Below are 17241 nucleotides of genomic sequence, written 5' to 3'. Positions count from 1 at the left end.
TTCACGGGAGGTGCGCGATGGGCTACGAGGAAACCTGGCGCCGGTCGGTCGACGAGCCCGAGGCCTTCTGGGCCGAACAGGCGACGCTCATCGACTGGCATACGCCGCCTCGTACGATCCTCGACGACGCCAATCCGCCTTTCCGGCGATGGTTCGTCGGCGGCACGACGAACCTCTGCCACAACGCCGTCGACCGCCACCTTCGGGTGCGCGGCGACCAGCTCGCCATCGTGGCCGTCTCGACCGAGACGAACGTCACCCGCGAGATCAGCTACCGCGAACTGCACCGCGAGGTGAACGCCTTCGCCGCCACGCTGGTGGAACTGGGGGTGGGCAAGGGCGATCGCGTGGTGATCTACCTGCCCAACGTCGCCGAAGCGGTGTTCGCCATGCTGGCCTGCGCGCGCATCGGCGCCATCCATTCCGTGGTGTTCGGCGGGTTCGCCGCACACAACCTCGCCCTGCGCATCGACGACGCCGAACCGAAGCTACTGGTCTGCGCCGACGCCGGCATGCGCGGTGGCAAGGTCATTCCGTACAAGCCGCTGGTGGACGCCGCGTTGGACGAAAGCCGCTGCCCGCCGCCGCATGTGCTGATCGTCGACCGTGGGCTCGATCCCGGCATGAAAACGAGGCCCGGACGCGATGTCGACTACGCGTCGCTGCGCGAACGCCACCTCGATGCGACCGTGCCGATCGTGTGGCTGGAGTCGAACGAACCCAGCTACCTCCTGTACACCTCGGGCACCACGGGGCGGCCCAAGGGCGTGCAACGCGACGTCGGCGGTTACGCCGTGGCGCTGGCGTTGTCGATGACGGCGATCTTCGACCTCCCGCCGGGCCAGACCATCCTGTGCACGTCCGACGTGGGCTGGGCGGTGGGCCACTCGTACAACGTCTACGGACCGCTCATCGGCGGCTGCACGGCGATCCTCTACGAGGGCCTGCCCACCCACCCCGATCCGGGCATCTGGTGGCGGCTGTGCGAGACCTACGGCGCGCGCACGATGTTTTCCTCGCCCACCGCCCTGCGCATCCTGAAGAAGCAGGACGAGGCCTGGCTGAAAAAGCACGACCTCTCCGCGCTGAAGTGGATCTTCGTCGCGGGCGAGCCGCTCGACCGGCCCACCTACGACTGGCTCACCCAGGGCACGGGCAAGACGGTGATCGACAATTACTGGCAGACCGAGACCGGCTGGCCCGCACTGTCGCTCATGCCGGGCCTCGACCTGAAGCCGGTGAAACCCGGCTCGCCCGGCTTTCCCACGTTCGGGTACCGCATGCGCGTGATCGACGAGGCCACGGGTGAGGACAAGGCACCCGGCGAGAAGGGCGTGCTGGTGATCGAGCCGCCGCTGCCGCCGGGTTGCCTCGGCACGATCTGGCGCGACGACGAACGCTACGTGCGCAGCTACTTCGGGCACTTCAAGGAGCTGTTGTACAGCTCGCTGGATTGGGCCGTGCGCGACGCCGACGGCTACGTGTTCATCCTCGGGCGCACCGACGACGTCATCAACGTGGCGGGCCATCGGCTGGGCACGCGCGAGATCGAGGAATCGGTGGCGACGCTGGGGGCGGTCGCCGAGGTGGCGGTGGTCGGCGTGGCCGACGAACTGAAGGGGCAGGTGCCGGTGGTCTTCGCCACGCTGAGGCAGGGTGTCGCCGATCATCCGGTGGACGTCGCGCATGCGATGGAGCGACGGGTGGTGGAACTGCTCGGCGGCCTGGCGAGGCCGGCCTGCGTGTACGTGGTGGCCGCCTTGCCCAAGACCCGCTCCGGCAAGTTGTTGCGGCGCTCGTTGCAGGCCCTGGTGCAGGGGAGCGATCCGGGGGATCTGTCGACGCTGGACGATCCGGGGGCGCTGGAAGAGATCAGGCGTGTCCTGGTGCGTGGCCCGCACTGTGGCGCACGGCGGGCCTGAATCGCGGACCCTGTCCGCGATTCGGTTTAGCCGCACCGCAACAAGGCTTGAACACGTCCCCGCGCTAAAATGCTCCCCTTTACGCGGAGAGTTCCATGGCACAGCAACCCTCGCCCGGCGCGCGTTTCCGCGCCGCGCTGGCGGCCGAGAAGCCCTTGCAGGTGATCGGCGCGATCAACGCCAACCATGCCCTGCTGGCCAAGCGCGCGGGATTCCGCGCCATCTATCTCTCCGGCGGCGGCGTCGCGGCCGGTTCGCTGGGCCTGCCCGACCTGGGCATCAACACCCTCGACGACGTGCTCACCGACGTGCGCCGCATCACCGACGTGTGCGACCTGCCGCTGATGGTGGATATCGACACCGGCTTCGGCCCCAGCGCGTTCAACATCGCGCGCACGGTGAAGAGCCTCATCAAGTTCGGTGCCGCCGCTTGCCACATCGAAGACCAGGTGGGCGCCAAGCGCTGCGGCCATCGCCCCGGCAAGGAAATCGTCAGCGCCGGTGAAATGGCCGACCGCGTCAAGGCCGCGGCCGACGCCAAGACCGACCCGGACTTCTTCCTCATCGCCCGCACCGACGCCATCGCGGTGGACGGGGTCGACGCCGCCATCGAACGCGCCATCGCCTGCGTGGACGCCGGTGCCGACGCGATCTTCGCCGAAGCCGCGTACGACCTGCCCACCTACAAGCGCTTCACCGATGCGTTGAGCGTCCCGGTGCTCGCCAATATCACCGAGTTCGGCCAGACCCCGCTGTTCAGCACCGAGGAACTCGGCGGCGTCGGCGTGGGCATCGTGCTGTATCCCCTGTCCGCGTTCCGCGCCATGAACAAGGCCGCCGAGAACGTCTACACCGCCATCCGCCGCGACGGTCACCAGCGCAACGTCATCGACACGATGCAGACGCGCGAGGAGCTGTACGACCGCATCGGCTACCACGACTACGAGCGTCGTCTCGACGCGCTTTTCTCCAAGAAGGGTTAAGGAGTTCACGATGAGCGACACCACCACCCAGACCGCGCCGAAGGCGAAGAAGTCGGTCGCCCTGTCGGGCGTGGCCGCCGGCAACACCGCGCTGTGCACGGTCGGCCGCAGCGGCAACGACCTCCATTATCGCGGTTACGACATCCACGATCTCGCCGCCAAGGGCTCGTTCGAGGAAGTGGCCTACCTGCTCGTGCACGGCGTACTGCCCAACTGGATGGAACTCAACGCCTACCGCGCCAAGCTCAAGCGCCTGCGCGGCCTGCCCGCGCCGGTGAAGGGCGCGCTGGAGCTGCTGCCCGCCGCCACGCATCCGATGGACGTGCTGCGTACCGGCGCCTCGATGCTGGGCACCGTGCTGCCGGAGAAGGAAGACCACAATGCCACCGGCGCGCGCGACATCGCCGACCGCATGATGGCGAGCTTCGGCTCGATGTTGCTGTACTGGTATCACTACAGCCACAACGGCAAGCGCATCGAGACCGAAACCGACGACGAGTCCATCGCCGGCCATTTCCTGCACCTGCTGCACGGCAAGAAGCCCAGCGAACTGCATTCGCATTCGCTCGACCGTTCGCTGGTGCTCTACGCCGAACACGAGTTCAACGCCAGCACCTTCGCGGCCCGCGTCATCGCCGGTACCGGTTCGGACCTGTATTCGTGCATCACCGGCGCCATCGGTGCGCTGCGCGGCCCCAAGCATGGCGGCGCCAACGAAGTGGCGATGGAGATCATCGCGCGCTACCGCGACGCGGCCGAGGCGGAAGCCGACATCCGCGCGCGCGTGGAGCGCAAGGAAATCATCATCGGCTTCGGCCATCCGGTGTACACCGTGTCCGATCCGCGCAACGAGATCATCAAGGAGATCTCGCGCAAGCTCTGCACCGAAGGCGGCAACCCGCGCCTGTTCGAGGTGTCGGAGAAGATCGAGAAACTGATGTGGGAACAGAAGAAGATGTTCCCCAACCTCGACTGGTACTCGGCCTCGGCCTATCACATGATGGGCGTGCCGACGGCGATGTTCACGCCGCTGTTCGTGATCGCCCGTACGTCGGGCTGGAGCGCGCACGTGATCGAGCAGCGCCAGGACGGCAAGATCATCCGCCCGAGCGCGAATTACACCGGGCCGGAAGACCAGTCGTATACGCCGATCGAGAAGCGTTGAAGCGGCCTTGAATCGCGGACAGGGTCCGCTCCCACCCGTCGGTAGCAACGTCGCTACCGACGGGTGGGAGCGGACCCTTTCCGCGATAGGCCGCGAGTCAGAGCGAAGCCGCCAGCCGCGTCGCTTTGTCGATCGCCCGCTTCGCATCCAGCTCCGCCGCCACGTCGGCGCCGCCGACCAGTCGCACGTCCACGCCCTTCGCCACCAGCGCCTCGTGCAGGTCGCGATTCGGCTCCTGCCCCGCGCAGACCACCACGTGATCCACCGGAAGCACCTGCGGCTTGCCGTCGATCACCACATGCAGGCCCTCATCGTCCACGCGCCGGTAGGTCACGCCGCCGAGCATGGCGACCTTCTTGTTCTTCAGCGTCGCGCGATGCACCCAGCCGGAGGTCTTGTTCAGCCGTGCGCCCGGGCGGCCTTCCGTGCGCTGCAGCAGCCATACCTGACGTTCCGGTTTCTCCGGCTGCGCGGGCATCAGCCCACCGGGTACCGTCATGTTCATGTCCACGCCCCATTCCTTCGTCCAGCGGGCGAGATCGGTGGTGGGGGAGGGCGCGCCCTCGGTGAGGAATTCGGCCACGTCGAAGCCGATGCCTCCCGCACCGACGATCGCCACGCGCGGACCGACGGCGACGTCTTTCTGAAGCACGTCGACGTATGAGATCACCTTGGCGTGGTCGGCGCCCTCGATGGCGATGCCGCGTGGCGTCACGCCACTGGCGAGGATCACCGTGTCGAAGCCCGACGCGAGGGCGTCGGCCGTGGCTTCGGTACCCAGTCGCACGTCCACGCCCGTGGCATCGAGGCGATGGCGGAAGTAGCGAAGCGCCTCGTGGAATTCTTCCTTGCCGGGGATGCGCTTGGCCATGTTGAACTGGCCGCCGATCTCGGTCGCGCGGTCGAACAGCGTCACCGCGTGCCCGCGTTCGGCCAGCGTGGTGGACGCGGCCAGTCCCGCCGGGCCCGCCCCCACCACGGCGATGCGCTTCTTCGCGGTGGTGGGCTTGATGATCAGTTCCGTTTCGTAGCATGCCCGCGGATTCACCAGGCAGGTGGCGCGACGGTTCTCGAACACGTGGTCGAGGCAGGCCTGGTTGCAGGCGATGCAGGTGTTGATGGCGGCCGGCGTATCCGCCTTGGCCTTGTTCACCCACTCGGGATCGGCCAGCAGCGGGCGGGCCATCGACACCATGTCGGCATCCCCGCCGGCGAGGATGCGTTCGGCCACGTCGGGCATGTTGATGCGGTTGGTGGTGACCAGCGGGATGCCGACCTCGCCCTTCATGCGCCGGGTCACCCAGGTGAACGCGCCGCGCGGCACGCTGGTGACGATGGTGGGCACGCGCGCCTCGTGCCAGCCGATGCCGGTATTGATGATCGTGGTGCCGGCGGCTTCGATCTTCTTCGCCAGCGTGACGATGTCGTCCCAGGGCTGGGCATCGTCCACGAGGTCGAGCATGGAGAGACGGTAGACGATGATGAAGTCGCGGCCGACGGCCTCGCGCATGCGCCGCACGATTTCCACGGGAAAGCGCATGCGGTTCTCGGCCGAACCACCCCAGCGGTCGCCGCGGCGGTTGGTGCGCGCGGTGAGGAACTGGTTGATGAGATAGCCCTCCGAGCCCATGACCTCCACGCCGTCGTAACCGGCGTCGCGGGCCAGCTTCGCGCTGCGCACGAAGGCATCGATGGTGCGCTCGACGCCGCGCGCGCCGAGGGCGCGCGGGGTGAACGGCGTGATCGGCGATTTGATCCGCGATGGCGCCACCGAGAGCGGGTGATAACCGTAGCGGCCCGCGTGGAGGATCTGCATGCAGATCTTCCCGCCCTCCGCATGCACGGCACGCGTGACCTTGCGGTGGCGTGCGACGTGCCAGGGCATCGACATCGTGCCCGACATCGGCTTGAGCCAGCCGCGCAGGTTGGGCGCGATGCCGCCGGTCACGATCAGGCCGACGCCGCCGCGGGCTCGCTCGGCGTAGAACGCCGCCAGCTTGTCGAAATCGGCGGCCTTGTCTTCCAGGCCGGTATGCATCGACCCCATGAGCACGCGGTTGCGCAGGGTGGTGAAGCCGAGGTCGAGCGGGGCGAGCAGGTGCGGGTAGGCCACGAAAGAAGTCCGGTTCAAACGACCGTTCGAATGATCCGGGTAAGCGCCCGCCGGGGCAAGGGCCGGCGCAGCAGGGGCGAAACGCGATGTATCGGCGGATTTACACGCCGTGCGTGAGCGCCGCGTGTAGGCCGGGCCACAAACCGCGACGCGTCGCGGTTTCAGCCCCCATTCGAGCCCAAGGCACGCTCCTTGCTCGATTCACTCGCCTGATGCGTTGGCAGGGCGACTCGGGCGTTCGAACACACCGCGGTTTTCGAATCAAGAACAGGAGACTCTCCCATGCGCAAGACCCTCATCGCCACGGCGATCTGCTTCGCTATCGGATTCGCCCTGCCGGCCATGGCCGACGACACCCAGACCGGCGGCGCCGGTCCCTCGGCACAGCGCAGGTCACAGGCCTATGCCGACAGCTTCAACGACAGTTCCACCCACACCAACACCACGATGACCACCAACACGAGCTCGTTCAACACCACCAACGCGGTGGCGACGAGCACGTTGAACGGCACCGTGTCGGGAAACAACACCATCAGCCTCGGCAATGTCGCCGTTAACCTGGGCAGCGCCAACGGTGCGCGCGGCGGTTCCGGCGGTGAAGGCTGGGGCGGCAACGGCCGCGGTGGAAGCGGCGGCGACGGCGGCAACAGCGGCCGTACGACGGCGCGCGGCGCGGTCGGCGGCGACTCGTCCACCGAGAGCGGCGGCGCCTACGGCGCGTCCATGGCCTGGGGTGGCGACACCAGCGGCGACGGCGGCAACGCCTCCGGACCCGGCGGACGGGCCAACGCACGCGGCGCGGGTGCCGATTCGGCCACGGGCGGATCGACCGCCAGCACCGGCGGCGCGTCGGCCAGCACGGGCGCGACCTCGACCTCCGGCGACTCCTCGCCGACCTCCACGGGCGGAAGCTCGACGGGCGGTGCGGGCGGTACGGCGACGGCCATGTCGGGTGCCGGCGGCGCGGGCGCCAGCGGTGGCGACGGCACGGGCGGCGCGGGTTCGGGCGGTGCGGGTGGCTCCGGCGGCAACGGCGGCTCCAACTCGGTCGCCACGGGCGATTTCAGCATGGCCAACGACATGGGCAGCGCGGGCTCGGCGCTGGCCGGCGTCGGCAACTTCGCGGCGAACAGCGGCGCGAACGGGCTGATCCAGCAGAGCGTCAACGTCCAGGCCAACCTGAGCGTCGGCGGCGCGCCGTAACCGAAGGCTCGTTGAGTGACGAAGGCACGGGACGCGCTCGCCGCGTCCCGTGCTTCCCGAGGGGATTCCCCACCTCCAGGAGAATAGCGATGCGGATGTACACCCCCCACGCTGCGCTCGTCGCGTCGATGCTGTTCGTCGTGTCGACGGCGGCCGTGGCCCAGGCCGCGCGGTCCCCGTCGTCGTTCGGCGCGGCCACGCCGGTCGAAAGACTGCAGACCATGACGGGCGGTACGGATACCCACGTCAACAACATCACCACGCAGGAAAGCAACGGCACGGTGACCGACAACACCGCGCGCAACACCTACAGCGGAGGCAATTTCGTCGGCGACAACGCCTTCGGCAACTCGGCCGGCCTGTCGACCACGATCCAGAACTCCGGCAACAACGTCCTCATCCAGAACAACACGATCGTCAACCTGCGGATGAATCCGTGAAGTCGCCGCTCGCCCTCATGACGCTGACGGCGCTGGTGCTGGCAAGCCCGTGCGCCTCGGCGAACAGGGCGGAGGTGCAGACCAGTCCCGGCACGTCGTATCCGGTGAAGATGACGAGCCTCAAGGAGGCCCGTTTCCGCAACACCATCCGGCAGAAGTACGACTTCAGCTGCGGCTCGGCGGCGGTGGCCACCCTGTTGACCTACCAGTACGCGTATCCCGTCGACGAGCAAGCGGCATTCGACATGATGTACGCGAACGGGGACCGTCGGAAGATCAATACCGAAGGGTTTTCGCTGCTCGACATCAAGCGCTTCCTCGCCGCCCGCGGCTTCGAGGCCGACGGTTTCGAGGTGTCGCTGGAAAAGCTCAGCGACGAGGGCGTTCCCGCCATCGTGCTGATCGACGAGCGCGGCTACCACCATTTCGTGGTGGTGAAGGGCTACAAGAACGGCCGCGTGCTGATAGGCGATCCCGCCCGCGGCACGCGTTCCATGTCGAAGCGACGCTTCGACGACATGTGGAAGAACCACATCGTCTTCGTCATCCACAACGAACGCGACCGCGCCATCTTCAACAGTCCGCGCGACTGGGCGGTCGCACCCGCGGCACCGATTTCCGAGGGCATCGAACGCAACGGCCTCGGCCCCATCGTGATGCCCAAGCGCGGACCGGGGGACATATGAACATTCGACGATTGCTGGTCGTCGCGGCCATCGCGTGCGGCACGAGCGGCATGACGTTCGCCGCGAGCTTTCCCGTGGCCCATGCGCTGCCCGATGCGAGGCTGGATACGATCCGTGGCGGCTTCGACCTGGGGGACGACCTGCGCGCGTCGTTCGCCCTGGAACGCACCGTGCTGGTCAACGGCGTGGAGGCGATCCGCACCTCGGTGAAGATTCCCGACGTGGCGAGGATGAGCATCGACCAGGCCAATGCCCTGGCTGCCGCGCTGCGTACCACCGTGGTGACCAACGGCCCCGGCGGGATCGTCAGCGATGCGGCCGCGAGCGCCGCGCAGGCCCCGGCGGTCGCGCAGGCCGCCACGGCGCCGGTGACGGTCAACGCCGTATCGACGGCGTCGCAGGCGGCGGCCGCGGGACAAGCCGTCGCCGCCTCGCCCTCGAGCGGCGTCACCACGGCGACGCTTCCCGCCTCATCCGTTCCGGGCCTGGTCCTGCAGAACGCGCTGGACAACCAGGCCATCACGGCCACCACCACGATCGACGCATCCGTCAATACGTCGAGCTTCCTGCAGGGGATGCGCATCGACGAATCGGTAAGGAACGCGGTGATCCAGTTTCGGGGGAATTGACGCATGTATCCCAATGGCAGGGTGATGCAGGCAAGCAAACGCATGGGCGCGCTGTCGCTCGCGGTGTTGCCGATGTGGATCGGCGCATGCCTGGCGCAGGAGGCTCCGGCCGGCCCGGAATTGCGTGACAGGGTCGAAGCGCAGGGGCGACGGATCGATGCGATGCGCACGCGCATGGCCGAACAACTGGCCGAGCTCGAGCAGATGAAACGCGACCTGGCGGCGCAGGAGCGGCAGTACGCCGAATTGCGCAAGGCGGTAGGCCTGTCGACGCTCGACGACGCGCGCGCGACCGGCGTGCCTGGCGGCGTCGCCGGTGCGCAGTCCTCGCCACCCCAGGACCAGGCGCCGCCGTCGACGCCCGCACCCGGCGCGCCGACGGCGCCCGTCGCGCAACCCGTGGTCGCGTCGCAGCCGGTGGGCAGGCGGCCCGCGCAGGACGAGCGTCCGCCGGAAGTCGCGCCCATCTTCGACCAGCCCGGCGTGCTCACGCCACGCGGCAAGCTCATCGTGGAACCGTCGTACCAATACGGCTATTCGTCGAGCGATCGCGTCACGCTGGTGGGTTACACCGTGATTCCCGCCATCCTCATCGGCCTGGTCGACGTGCGCCAGGTCAAGACCACGACGCAGACCGGCGCGGTGGCTTTCCGCTACGGCCTCACCAACCGCATGGAACTGGAAGTGCGCGTGCCCTATGTCGACGTGCACACCGACACGATCAGCCGCGAGATCTTCACCGGCACGGCGCAGGACAGCCTGTTCACCACCAGCGGCAAGGGACTGGGCGACATCGAGGCCACGTTGCGCTACCAGCTCAACGACGGCGGCGCCGACAAGCCCTATTACGTGGGCTGGTTCCGCGCCAAGTCCCGCACCGGCCGCGATCCGTTCGAGGTGACCAGCGATTGCGTCACGCGCTGCGTGGAGAACTTCACGGGCACCGGATTGCCGTTGCGCAGTCCCACGGGTTCGGGATTCTATTCCGCGCAACTGGGCCTGACGTGGCTGTATCCATCCGACCCGGTGGTGTTCTTCGGCAACTTCAGTTACCTGCACAACTTCGAACGCAAGAACGTCAGCCGAAACGTGCTCCTGGCCGGCAAGCAGTTCCTCGGCGACGTGAAAGCGGGCGACATCGCCGATATCAGCATCGGCATGGGGCTTTCACTGAACGAGAAAGCGTCCATCAGTATCGGTTACGACCAGGCGTTCGTCGGTCGCACGAAGCAGAACGACAGGCCCTTGCCGGGTTCGGCGCGGGCCACGCTGGGTTCGTTGCTCATCGGCGGCTCCTATCGCTTCAACGAGAAGGAAACGCTGAACGTGACGCTCGGCGTGGGCGTCACGCGCGATACGCCCGATACGACGGTCACGGTGAGGTTGCCCATCACACTTTAGGCATTCACAAGGCTTTCACCGACGCGCACATGAACGCGTTTCAAACACGCGCGGGTTCCCCTGCACGTCATGCACACATCATCCCTCATTAAGATTTCGCTCGGGGTTCGATACATCACCGATACGAAATCTTAAGCAGGGAGTTCTCATGCGCACTCGTCCACATCGTTACGGCAAGGTCACCACGGGTCTGGCCCTTGCCTCATTGGCTGTCTTCGGTGCCGCGGCACATGCGCAGGACAGCTCAGACAAGAAGTCTCAATCGCGCGCGCTGGATAACATCAGCCTTTGGGTGGGTGGTTACTACACCAACAACGACACCACCATCGGCGCCAAGACCGGCTTCCTCAACACCACCGGCGACGTGAATCTCGAAGACGACCTCGACTTCAAGAAGCACAAGACCGTGCCGCGCGCCCGCCTGGATTTCCTCATCGGCGAGCACCAAGGCTTCACCTTCGACTACTACCAAGTGGATCGCTCGCATTCGAAGAGCCTCTCCGAGCAGATCAACTTCCTCGGCCAGCCGATCGCCGCGGATGCCTACGTCAAGGGCAACCTCAAGTTCACCTTCGGCAGCGCCGCGTACAAGTGGTGGTTCGGTACCGGCGACGACGTGTTCGGCCTCGGCATCGGCGCGGCCTACTACAAGGTGCGTTACGGCATCAACGGTACGATCACGGCGATGGGCCAGACCGAGACCGACGGCGCGTCGGGCAGCACCAACGCATGGGCACCCAACCTGCAGATCGGCTGGCGCCATGCGTTCAACGACCAGTGGCGCATGTACTTCAACGCCTCAGGCGTGAAGAAGAACGGCGGCACCCTCAACGGCCACATCTGGGACGCCGCGCTGGGCGTGGAGTGGTTCCCGTGGCAGAACGTCGGCTTCGGTGCCGAGTACGCGTACACGAAGATCCGCCTGCACCAGGACAAGCGTAACTACGACCTCGACCTGGACATGAAGCTCAACGGACCGGCGGCCTACGTCCGCTTCCGGTTCTGATGATGGGAAAGGCCGCCTTCGGGCGGCCTTTTTCGTTGGAGCGTCTGTCGCTTCCTCGGAAGCGAGGCGCTGGGTTCCTGCCTTCGCAGGAACGACGAGCGGCAAGATGTACCGTCACTGGAAAATAACCTCACGTCGTTCCTGCGAAGACAGGAGCCCGGCGTCTCCGGCCTCCTACGAAGCGTTGCCGCGCGTACGCCGCGCCACCAGCCAGCCCCCGCCACACACCGCCAGCACCAGCACCGCATCCAGCACCCACGCCGCCCACGGCCGCGCGTCGAACCACGACGCCGTGAGGTGGTCGTGCGCGATCATCCGCGCCGCCGTCCAGGCGATGGCGCCGGCGCCGACGTAGACGATCACCGGGAAACGCTCGATCAGCCGCAGGATGAGGGTGGAGCCCCACACCACCAGCGGCACGCTGATGGCCAGGCCCAGCACCACCAGGCCCATGTGGCCCTTGGCCGCGCCGGCGATCGCCAGCACGTTGTCCAGGCCCATCAGGGCATCGGCCACCACGATCGTCCGGATGGCCGACCAGAAGCTCGAGGCCGCGCTTACGTTCGGATCGTGTTCCTCGTGCTTGAGCAGCTTCCAGGCGATGGGCAGCAGGAGCAGGCCACCGGCCAGCATCAGGCCGGGCAGCTTCAGCAGCCAGATCACCGCGAAGGTGAGGGCCACGCGCAGGGCGATGGCGCCGAAGGTGCCCCAGAACACGGCCTTCTTCTGGAGATTCCGCGGCAGGTTGCGGGCCGCCAGCGCGATCACGATGGCGTTGTCGCCGGCCAGCACGAGGTCGAGCAGGATGATGGCGGCCAAGCCGGAGAAGAATTCGGGGGTGAGGAAATCCATGGGCATCCTTCGCGCGCTTCGAGGACGAATGCGGCGAGCGACGGGTACGCGCGCCCGTCGTTCACCGCAAAAGTCTCGTTCCCGGCGCGAAGCCGCCGCGACGACCGGGACGCGTGGGGCGCCCGTATTGACGATCGTCGCGCACGGGGCGCAGCGCCCCGCGGAACTACTCCCCTTTGGGTTGTAGTGGCCGGCATTGTGGTGCTTCAGCTGCGGCGCGGCAAGACGGCCCGGGGGGCAGCGGTTAAAATCGGCGGCTTTCCCAACCCCCTCACGAGAAGTCCATGAGCGCACACGACATCCGTTCCGCCACGCGTCCCGACCCGGACCAGCCGCTGGTGGACATCGCCAACTACGTGGCCGACTACCAGATCGACTCGCAGGAAGCCTACGACACCGCGCGCTACATGCTCCTGGACTCGCTGGCCTGCTCCGCGCTGGCCATGAAGTTTCCCGATTGCGTGAAGCACCTGGGCCCGGTCGTGCCGGGGGCCACGCTGGCCGGCGGCACCCGCGTGCCGTTCACCTCGCACGAGCTCGATCCGGTCCAGGCCGCCTTCGCCATCGGCACCCAGATCCGCTACCTCGACTTCAACGACACCTGGCTGGCCGCCGAATGGGGCCATCCGTCGGACAACCTCGGCGCCATCCTCTCGGTGGCCGACTACCTCTCGCGCAAGGCGGAAAAGGAAGGCGGCAAGCCCCTGACCGTGCGCGACGTGCTGGGCTACGCGATCAAGGCCCACGAGATCCAGGGCTGCTACGCCCTGAAGAACAGCTTCAACCGCGTCGGCCAGGACCACGTGATCCTGGTGCGCCTGGCCTCCACGGCGGTCACCACGGCCATGCTGGGCGGCGACAAGGACCAGATCACCACGGCCGTGTCGCACAGCTGGATCGACAACGGCGCCCTGCGCACCTACCGCCACGCGCCGAACACCGGTCCGCGCAAGAGCTGGGCCGCCGGCGACGCCTGCCGCCGCGCCGTCACCCACGCCATCAACGCCGTCTACCGCAACGTGGTGGGCTATCCGTCGGCCTTGACGGCCAAGACCTGGGGCTTCTACGACGTGGCCTTCAAGGGCAACGCGTTCCAGTTCGAGCGCCCGTTCGGCAGCTACGTGATGGAGAACGTGCTCTTCAAGATCAGCTTCCCGGCCGAGTTCCACGCCCAGACCGCGGTGGAGTGCGCCATGCAGTTGCACGCCCAGGTGGGCTCGCGCATCGACGAGATCGAGAAGATCGTCATCGAGACCCAGGAAGCGGGCGTGCGCATCATCGACAAGACCGGCCCGCTGGCCAACTACGCCGACCGTGACCACTGCATCCAGTACATGGTGGCGGTGCCGTTGATTTTCGGCCGCCTCACCGCCGACGACTACAACGACGACGTGGCCGCCGATCCGCGCATCGACGCCCTCCGCGAGAAAATGACCGTCGTCGAGAACCCGCAGTTCACCAAGGATTATTTCGATCCCGAAAAGCGCTACATCGGCAATTCGGTGCAGGTGTTCTTCAAGGACGGTTCCAGCACGGAAAAGGTCTCCATCGATTTCCCCATCGGCCACCGCAAGCGCCGCGCCGAGGGCATTCCCGTGCTGCTGAAAAAGTTCGAGTCCGCCCTGCGCGCCGAGTGGCCCGCCGAGCGCGTGGAAAAGGTGCTCGCCGTCACGTCCGTGCCGGAAAAGCTTGATGCCATGCCCATTCACGAGTTCATGACGCTCTTCACGGCTTGATAATGGCCGTGACTCAAGTATGAACGACGTTCGGCGGCAGTGCCCCAATTGTTTGATTTTTGCTAAACTGCCGCCGCCCGTTGAAGGGGTTTAAAAGCGAGGGACGGCCGAAGTCCCCGGATTCGACAGAGTTCTACGCGCGATTTCCGTCTGGGGTGGAGCGCGGACGCGAATACCAATAATGAGGAGACACCGATGAAACGTAAGGGCTTGTTTTTGCTGATTGGTTTGGCCCTGGGCGGCGTGGGTGCCGTTCACGCGCAGGAATCCGCCGACACGGCGGGTAACGGCTACGACGGCCGCTGGTACATCGCCCCGACGGTTGGCGGTTACTACAACGACACCGATCGCAACACGAACAGCCGCCAGGTCTACTACGGCCTGGGCTTCGGTAAGTTCATTTCCAACAACGCTTCGATCGACATCTTCGCCGATCGCACCAAGCGCGATAACGACGGCGTCGGCCACTGGGCCAACAACAGCTACGGCGTTGCCGCTCGCTTCTACGCCGGTGCGTGGGACAGCTGGCGTCCGTACCTGCTCGCCGGTGTGATGGGTTCGTACCACCACAACCCGTCGGACAACGGCTGGTCCCCGGCCGCCGAACTCGGCGTCGGCGTGTCCAAGACCATCACCGACAGCTCGGACTTCCGCGTGGAAGCCGGGTACCGCTACGACTGGGACGACAAGACCACCCGCAGCGAGAACGGCTACGGCGACTGGTTCCTGGGCTTCTCGATCGTGTCGCGCTTCGGTGAGCCGCCGGCCGCTCCGGCCCCGGCCCCGGCCGCTGCTCCGGCCCAGCCGGACTGCTCCACGCTCGACAGCGATGGCGACGGCGTGAACGATTGCGACGACAAGTGCCCGGGTACGCCTTCCGGCACGATCGTCGGCCCGGATGGTTGCCCGCAGAAGGTCGTCATCGACCTGCGCGGCGTCAACTTCAAGTTCGACCGTCCGAAGAAGGGCGAGACGAACATCGGCCCGACCCTGCAGGAGCCGACCAGCGAGTCGCTGGGCGTGCTTGACCAGGCTGTCGATACCCTGCAGCGCTACCCGCAGGTCAAGGTCACGGTTGCCGGCTACACCGACAGCGTCGGTAAGGATGCCTACAACCAGGGTCTGTCCGAGCGTCGCGCCAAGATCGTGTACGACTACCTGACCTCGCACGGCATCACCGCCGACCGCCTGGAAGGCCCGATCGGCCACGGTGAGAACAACCCGATCGACACCAACGACACGGCCGAAGGCCGCGCTCGCAACCGTCGCACGGAACTGCAGGTTCAGCAGTAATCCGCGCAGCATCGGTAGCTACAGAAAGGAGCCCGGCGAAAGCCGGGCTCTTTTTTTAGTGATTCGACGCTTCGTAGGATTCGCGGACAGGGTCCGCCCTCACCCTCCGGCAAGAGAGCTTGCTATCGGGGGGCGGGAGCGGACCCTCTCCGCGATGGGGTTCTGGGCAGTGTAGGCTGTGCTCACGGACGCATGGACGTCCGTTCAAGGACTCCCGAATGGCAGCAACCCTCCCACGCCGCCGCTTCACCGGCGGCGACCTCAACGGCGTGCTCGGCCTCGTGGTCGACAACCTGTCGATCCTGGCCTTCCTCGCCACGGCGCTCGTCGGCATCTTCGGCGTGCCGGCCGATATCGTGTTCCGGCGGATGTTTCCCGGCACCGCCCTGGGCGTGCTGCTCGGCAACCTGGCCTATACGTGGATGGCCCGGCGTTTGGCCCACCGCACCGGGCGCGACGACGTCACCGCCATGCCGCTCGGTCTGGATGCCCCGACCAGCATCGGCATGGCCCTGCTGGTGCTCGGCCCGGCGTTCGCCGCTTACCGGCGGGCCGGGATGGATGCCCTGTCGGCGGGCGAGGCGACGTGGCGCCTGGGCATGGCGTCGCTCGTGGTAATGGGGGTGCTCAAGTTCGTTCTGTCGTTCGCCGGGGCCTGGGTGCAACGATCCGTGCCGCGTGCGGGGCTGCTGGGGTCCATTGCGGGCATCGCGCTGGTACTCATGGGTTTCCTGCCGCTGGTGGAAATCATGCGCGTGCCGGTGGTCGGCTTCGCGGGCCTGGGCGTCGTGCTCTACGCGCTCGTCGCGAAGCGTCGGTTGCCCTTCGGCCTGCCGGGGGTACTCGGCGCGTTTTTCGTCGGCGTGCTGCTCTATTACGGGCTGGGGCCGATCGGGCTGCTGGGTAGCGGTTATCACGCGCCCGCCGCGTGGCAATGGCGCATCGGCTTCCCGTGGCCCACGCTGGGCTTCGTCGACGGCTTGTCCGCCACCGTGCCCTATCTGCCGCTGATCCTGCCCTTCGGCCTGCTGATGGTGGTCGGCGGCATCAACGTCACCGAGAGCGCCCGCGCCGCCGGCGACGATTACCCCACGCGCGACATCCTGCTGGTGGAGGCCTTGGCGACCCTCGTCGCGGGATTCTGTGGCGGCGTGGCGCAGACCACGCCGTACATCGGCCAGCCCGCCTACAAGGCGATGGGCGCGCGGACCGGCTATACGCTGGTCACCGGCCTGGTGATCGGCCTGGGCGGCGTATTCGGCTATCTCTCCAATCTCGTCGAACTGCTGCCCGTCGCGGTGCTGGCGCCGATCCTCGTCTTCGTGTCCATCGGCATCACCACGCAAGCCTTCGAGGCCACGCCGCTGCGGTATGCCGGCGCGGTGGTCTTCAGTTTCTTCCCCGCCATCGCGCGCATGCTGGCGATCAAGCTGGGCGATCCGTCCATCGTCGACCCGGCGCGTTTCGCCACGTTGTATGCGGACGACAGCCACGGCGTGTCCGCGATGGCGGTGATCGCTATCCTCGGCAACGGTTTCATCATCACCTCGATGGTCTGGGCGAGTTTCGTGGTGGCGATGATCGACGGGCACGTGCGCAAGGCGGCGGGGATCGTGGCCCTGGGCGGCGTGCTGACGTTGTTCGGAATCATCCATTCGGTGGATCCCGTGGGCACGGTCTACCTGCCGTGGATGCTGGAAGCGGGGCAGCGGGTGCTGGTGTGGCAGTTCGTCGCGGCGTACGGCGCGTTGGCGGTGGTGTTGTGGGGGTTGTCGATGTCTTCCCACCGCGGCTGATCCGTCGACGTCGTTC

General features: G+C 66.9%; 14 protein-coding genes. 12 read left to right on the top strand and 2 right to left on the bottom strand.

The features are described from left to right. The first annotated feature begins 17 nt into the window (after positions 1–17). The 3 genes from prpE to prpC all read left to right on the top strand — a co-directional run bounded on the left by prpE (position 18) and on the right by prpC (position 4070). Positions 18–1922, top strand: a complete 1905-nt coding sequence (prpE, locus tag L2Y94_RS16590; RefSeq protein ID WP_247369453.1) for a propionate--CoA ligase — start codon at positions 18–20, stop codon at positions 1920–1922. 95 nt (positions 1923–2017) lie between these two features. After that, positions 2018–2905 (top strand): methylisocitrate lyase, encoded by an 888-nt coding sequence (gene prpB / locus L2Y94_RS16585; protein WP_247369450.1) that lies wholly within the window; start codon positions 2018–2020, stop codon positions 2903–2905. A 10-nt stretch (positions 2906–2915) separates the two neighbouring features. Next, a complete protein-coding gene (prpC, locus tag L2Y94_RS16580; RefSeq protein WP_247369448.1) occupies positions 2916–4070 on the top strand; it encodes a bifunctional 2-methylcitrate synthase/citrate synthase in 1155 nt (384 codons plus the stop codon). Between the two features lie 97 nt (positions 4071–4167). On the opposite strand, the gene L2Y94_RS16575 is transcribed toward prpC, so the two are convergent. Next, the gene (locus tag L2Y94_RS16575; protein ID WP_247369445.1) at positions 4168–6183 is read right to left on the bottom strand and encodes an NADPH-dependent 2,4-dienoyl-CoA reductase; all 2016 of its coding nucleotides are present in this window, start codon (positions 6181–6183) and stop codon (positions 4168–4170) included. 282 nt (positions 6184–6465) lie between these two features. On the opposite strand from L2Y94_RS16575, the gene L2Y94_RS16570 reads away from it, so the two are divergent. From L2Y94_RS16570 to L2Y94_RS16545, 6 genes are all read left to right on the top strand, one after another. Next, on the top strand, positions 6466–7386 hold the full coding sequence (locus L2Y94_RS16570; RefSeq protein ID WP_247369442.1) for a hypothetical protein: 921 nt from the start codon (positions 6466–6468) through the stop codon (positions 7384–7386). A 95-nt stretch (positions 7387–7481) separates the two neighbouring features. After that, on the top strand, positions 7482–7826 hold the full coding sequence (locus L2Y94_RS16565; protein WP_247369439.1) for a hypothetical protein: 345 nt from the start codon (positions 7482–7484) through the stop codon (positions 7824–7826). Continuing rightward, positions 7823–8512 carry a C39 family peptidase gene (locus tag L2Y94_RS16560; RefSeq protein ID WP_247369436.1) on the top strand — a complete coding sequence of 230 codons (690 nt, stop codon included), beginning with the start codon at positions 7823–7825 and terminating at the stop codon, positions 8510–8512. The genes L2Y94_RS16565 and L2Y94_RS16560 overlap by 4 nt, the downstream gene beginning before the upstream one ends. Then, positions 8509–9141: a hypothetical protein gene (locus L2Y94_RS16555; protein WP_247369433.1), complete on the top strand. Its 633-nt coding sequence runs from the start codon at positions 8509–8511 to the stop codon at positions 9139–9141. Before L2Y94_RS16560 ends, L2Y94_RS16555 begins: the two co-directional genes overlap by 4 nt. Positions 9142–9144: 3 nt before the next feature. Continuing rightward, on the top strand, positions 9145–10542 hold the full coding sequence (locus tag L2Y94_RS16550; RefSeq protein WP_247369430.1) for a coiled-coil domain-containing protein: 1398 nt from the start codon (positions 9145–9147) through the stop codon (positions 10540–10542). A 148-nt stretch (positions 10543–10690) separates the two neighbouring features. Beyond that, the gene (locus L2Y94_RS16545; RefSeq protein ID WP_247369428.1) at positions 10691–11548 is read left to right on the top strand and encodes a hypothetical protein; all 858 of its coding nucleotides are present in this window, start codon (positions 10691–10693) and stop codon (positions 11546–11548) included. A gap of 174 nt (positions 11549–11722) precedes the next feature. Here the strand turns inward: L2Y94_RS16545 and L2Y94_RS16540 are convergent, their stop codons facing one another. Next, positions 11723–12400, bottom strand: a complete 678-nt coding sequence (locus L2Y94_RS16540) for a TerC family protein (protein ID WP_247369425.1) — start codon at positions 12398–12400, stop codon at positions 11723–11725. A 284-nt stretch (positions 12401–12684) separates the two neighbouring features. On the opposite strand from L2Y94_RS16540, the gene L2Y94_RS16535 reads away from it, so the two are divergent. From L2Y94_RS16535 to L2Y94_RS16525, 3 genes are all read left to right on the top strand, one after another. Beyond that, entirely contained in the window at positions 12685–14136 is a 1452-nt protein-coding gene (locus L2Y94_RS16535) for a bifunctional 2-methylcitrate dehydratase/aconitate hydratase (protein WP_247369422.1), read from the top strand. A gap of 195 nt (positions 14137–14331) precedes the next feature. After that, entirely contained in the window at positions 14332–15429 is a 1098-nt protein-coding gene (locus L2Y94_RS16530; protein WP_247369404.1) for an OmpA family protein, read from the top strand. A 218-nt stretch (positions 15430–15647) separates the two neighbouring features. Then, positions 15648–17225: a hypothetical protein gene (locus L2Y94_RS16525; protein WP_247369402.1), complete on the top strand. Its 1578-nt coding sequence runs from the start codon at positions 15648–15650 to the stop codon at positions 17223–17225. Positions 17226–17241 lie beyond the last annotated feature (16 nt).

The organism is Luteibacter aegosomatis, from assembly GCF_023078455.1.
In the GTDB taxonomy this organism is placed as follows: Bacteria; Pseudomonadota; Gammaproteobacteria; order Xanthomonadales; family Rhodanobacteraceae; genus Luteibacter; species Luteibacter aegosomatis.
The sequence above is the reverse complement of the archived record's forward strand: the minus strand, read 5'-3'. Positions and strand labels throughout refer to the sequence as shown.

What these genes read in the sequence shown, in the direction of transcription:
- prpE (WP_247369453.1), top strand. Translation starts at nt 18, where the DNA reads ATGGGCTACGAGGAAACCTGGCGCCGGTCGGTCGACGAGCCCGAGGCC.
- L2Y94_RS16555 (WP_247369433.1), top strand. Translation starts at nt 8,509, where the DNA reads ATGAACATTCGACGATTGCTGGTCGTCGCGGCCATCGCGTGCGGCACG.
- prpC (WP_247369448.1), top strand. Translation starts at nt 2,916, where the DNA reads ATGAGCGACACCACCACCCAGACCGCGCCGAAGGCGAAGAAGTCGGTC.
- L2Y94_RS16525 (WP_247369402.1), top strand. Translation starts at nt 15,648, where the DNA reads ATGGCAGCAACCCTCCCACGCCGCCGCTTCACCGGCGGCGACCTCAAC.
- L2Y94_RS16545 (WP_247369428.1), top strand. Translation starts at nt 10,691, where the DNA reads ATGCGCACTCGTCCACATCGTTACGGCAAGGTCACCACGGGTCTGGCC.
- L2Y94_RS16565 (WP_247369439.1), top strand. Translation starts at nt 7,482, where the DNA reads ATGTACACCCCCCACGCTGCGCTCGTCGCGTCGATGCTGTTCGTCGTG.
- L2Y94_RS16530 (WP_247369404.1), top strand. Translation starts at nt 14,332, where the DNA reads ATGAAACGTAAGGGCTTGTTTTTGCTGATTGGTTTGGCCCTGGGCGGC.
- L2Y94_RS16550 (WP_247369430.1), top strand. Translation starts at nt 9,145, where the DNA reads ATGTATCCCAATGGCAGGGTGATGCAGGCAAGCAAACGCATGGGCGCG.
- prpB (WP_247369450.1), top strand. Translation starts at nt 2,018, where the DNA reads ATGGCACAGCAACCCTCGCCCGGCGCGCGTTTCCGCGCCGCGCTGGCG.
- L2Y94_RS16540 (WP_247369425.1), bottom strand. Translation starts at nt 12,400, where the DNA reads ATGGATTTCCTCACCCCCGAATTCTTCTCCGGCTTGGCCGCCATCATC.
- L2Y94_RS16570 (WP_247369442.1), top strand. Translation starts at nt 6,466, where the DNA reads ATGCGCAAGACCCTCATCGCCACGGCGATCTGCTTCGCTATCGGATTC.
- L2Y94_RS16535 (WP_247369422.1), top strand. Translation starts at nt 12,685, where the DNA reads ATGAGCGCACACGACATCCGTTCCGCCACGCGTCCCGACCCGGACCAG.